At 67.4% G+C, this 2,896-nt stretch carries 2 protein-coding genes and 1 pseudogene; 1 reads left to right on the top strand and 2 read right to left on the bottom strand.

The window, feature by feature from the left end:
• Window positions 1-359 precede the first annotated feature (359 nt).
• A complete protein-coding gene (locus ACFU8Q_RS40730; RefSeq protein ID WP_384465036.1) occupies window positions 360-611 on the bottom strand; it encodes a hypothetical protein in 252 nt (83 codons plus the stop codon).
• A 256-nt stretch (window positions 612-867) separates the two neighbouring features.
• Between ACFU8Q_RS40730 and ACFU8Q_RS40725 the strand changes: the two genes are divergently transcribed.
• Complete coding sequence (locus tag ACFU8Q_RS40725; protein ID WP_384465034.1) at window positions 868-1,632, top strand: transposase family protein; 765 nt, start codon at window positions 868-870, stop codon at window positions 1,630-1,632.
• Between the two features lie 1,165 nt (window positions 1,633-2,797).
• On the opposite strand, the pseudogene ACFU8Q_RS40720 reads toward ACFU8Q_RS40725, so the two are convergent.
• Window positions 2,798-2,896 (bottom strand): annotated as a pseudogene (locus ACFU8Q_RS40720) (IS5/IS1182 family transposase); the annotation flags it as partial.

The following is a 2,896-nucleotide window of genomic DNA, read 5'->3' as shown; positions in this document are numbered from 1 at the left end:
GGATTTGAACCTGCGACCTCTGGGTTATGAGCCCAGCGAGCTACCGAGCTGCTCCACCCCGCGTCGGTACGGTGAACTGTACGGCACCGACCCGGCTCGGCCGAATCGGCTTTCGCTTGGAGGCAGTGAGCCTTTTCCAACCTCACGTTGAGGGTGCGCGGTGGAGAAGACTGCAGCGCTTCCTCGCGCATGCTCGCCCGACTGCGCCGTGGTGTCGGCCCGGCACCGGTTATCAGCTGCGGTCTTCGATGCTGCTGTCGGTGATTGCTCGGAACAGCTCGCGAGCCCGCTCGCAGAACTGCTCGACATCCGTGATGTCCGGCTCCTCACCGTACGCCAGCATCCGGGCCTGGAGCTGCTCAGAGCGCAGCCCGCCCGTGGCGGGCTCGCACTTCCGCGGTCACCGGCTGGACCGTGATGTGCAGGTGCTTGCGTGCGTCGCGGCCGTGAGACCACATGCAGACGTAGGTCTGCTCGGGCCGGCACAACGTCTCCACGACACGAGCGGTAACGCGCAGCAAGGGGCCGAGTTCCGCCGCTGCCGTGTCGTCGAGTTCCGCGATGGCAACGACGTGCTCCCGCGGACCGACGATCAAGGTGCCGAGATTCATCGGACCGACGACATGGTTCACCACCCAAGCAGCGGTTTCGTGCAGGACGCCCCCGGGCAACTCCCGGCGCGCCCGGTCAGAATGTCACACCCAAGACACCCCGTCACATCCACGCGCACCAGCCTATACAGAGCCCGGCGACGATGATGTCGGCGACCAACTTGGCTGATAAATCTGCTGGTTGGCCTGCGCACGTGCCAAAGCTCCTGGTCGACGGGTTCACGACCAAGATCGCCCGTACTGCCAGGAGCTTCGTGTGCTTGTCTACCCGTCTGCCCTCGACCTGTCCACGCCGCACCTGCGCTTCCTGACCGGCCGGCTGACCGCGCATCGGGCGGCGTGCGGGACGCGTTGGCGTCGGCTTTCCGCCGGCCGCCAGGCGCTGCTGGTGCTGGCGCACTTGCGTCTGGTGCATACCTACGCGCAGCTCGCGGCCGGGTTCGAGGTGGGCGTGAGCACGGTGTACCGCTACATCACGGAAGCCGTCGGACTGCTCGCGGCGCTGGCGCCCGGCCTCGCCACGGCGGTGACGGCCGCCTCGGCCAAGGCGTTCGTGATCCTGGACGGGACGCTGCTGCCGATCGACCGGATCGCCGCCGACCGGCCGTACTACTCCGGCAAGCACAAGAGGCACGGGATGAACGTGCAGGTCATCGCCGATCCGCACGGGAGGCTGCTGTGGGCCTCGCCAGCCCTGCCCGGTGCAGTACACGACATCAAAGCTGCCCGCACCCACGGCATCATCGACGCCCTCACCGAGGCGGGCCTGGCCTGCTGGGCGGACAAGGGCTACCAGGGCGCCAGCGGCGCCGTTCGGGTGCCCTTCCGCGGCCGGTGGGATCGCCTTTCGACAGGTCAACGCGCGGTCAACGCCGCGCACGCCCGCATCCGGGCCCTCGGCGAGCAGGCCATGGCCACCCTGAAGACCTGGCGCCTGCTGCGGAAACTCCGCTGCAGCACCACACGAATCACCAGCCTCGTCCAAGCCGTCCTCAGCCTCCACCTGACCTGCTCAAACTGAGGTTGGCAAAGGCTCAGTGACGCTCTCTGGAGTGGCGACGGGTTTGCCTGTCCTGCAAGCGGTCGAGGGGCCCGCCGCACAGCCGACCTGCTGCGCCGACGCTGGCCCGACGCGGACCTGGATTTCACCGGTCAGGACGCTGTCCCGCCGTACACGGCGCGCGGCTGACTGACGAGAGCGTCTTCCAGAGGCGGGGCAGAGTCTTACCGAGTGTGGGTGTCGTCGTACAAGATCAACCCTTCGATGTGCCAGACGCCGAGGAGTCAGGGCTGCTCGCGCGGTAGACAGGCGGCTGCTGGTCGCAGAGGGGCTATCTCATGTGGTGATCACTGGGAAAGCCAGACCCAGGTTGCCGAGTGGGCCAGCCCGTGGCGAGGCTTGTTGAGCGAGCAATCGAGTGGCGAAGGTGAGCGCCCCTGAGGAATTTCACGAATCCTCATCAACGGTCTTTGATGACGACCAGGTCCGGGCGGTACTTCCGACTGCTCCCCGCACCCGTGGGGATGGTCCCGATCATCAATGCATCCCCCCGGGATGTGGACCCTGCTCCCCGCACCCGCGGGGATGATCCCGCCACCCTCGCGGGCATGCTGGTCTGGCTCGGCTGCTCCCTGCACCCGCGGGGGTGATCCCGGGTCCAGGGACGAGCTTGGACGCTGGCACAGCTGCTCCCCGCACCCGCGGGGATGGTCCCATCTGACGAACCTTCTGGACACGCTGGAACGTCTGCTCCCCGCACCCGCGGGGATGGTCCCGGCTTCACGACGTGGGCCTACTTCGACATCCTCTGCTCCCCGCAGCCGCGGGGATGGTCCCAGGGCGGCGGCCTCGGCTTCGGACCAGGTGTCCTGCTCCCCGCACTCGCGGGGATGGTCCCGTCGCCAACTCTGTTGGACGGAAGGCCGCTCCGAAGCCTGTTCAGAGGGAACTCGCGGGTCGGTCCTTGTGCATCAACTGGGCGTATCCGTGGGTCCGGCAGGAACTGTGGGCCGCGAGGCGGCGGGCTTCGGCCGCAGTCTCGACCGGGTCACGATTCGGAAGCATCCGGGCGGCTTCCCGCGACCCACCGGTTCCTCGCCGAGGACGCCGCCAGACTGGCCCAGGACCTCATCTGCCCGTGCCGTAGACGTGAGCCGCGAGGGTCCAGCGCGGTTTAGACCGTGTCCTAAATGGTCAGTTTGAGGAGCCGTTTGTAGCAGCAGAGGGCGGCGGCAAGTCCGAGAAAGGCCAGGTAGTTTCCTGGTTTGCGCTCGTAGCGGTGGTT

The sequence above is a fragment of the Streptomyces sp. NPDC057543 genome (genome assembly GCF_042801895.1).
Lineage (GTDB): Bacteria > Actinomycetota > Actinomycetes > Streptomycetales > Streptomycetaceae > Streptomyces.
The sequence above is the reverse complement of the archived record's forward strand: the minus strand, read 5'-3'. Positions and strand labels throughout refer to the sequence as shown.

Bases quoted from the DNA above. Each gene is read 5' to 3' on its own strand.
- ACFU8Q_RS40730 (WP_384465036.1), bottom strand. From the start codon at position 611: ATGAATCTCGGCACCTTGATCGTCGGTCCGCGGGAGCACGTCGTTGCC.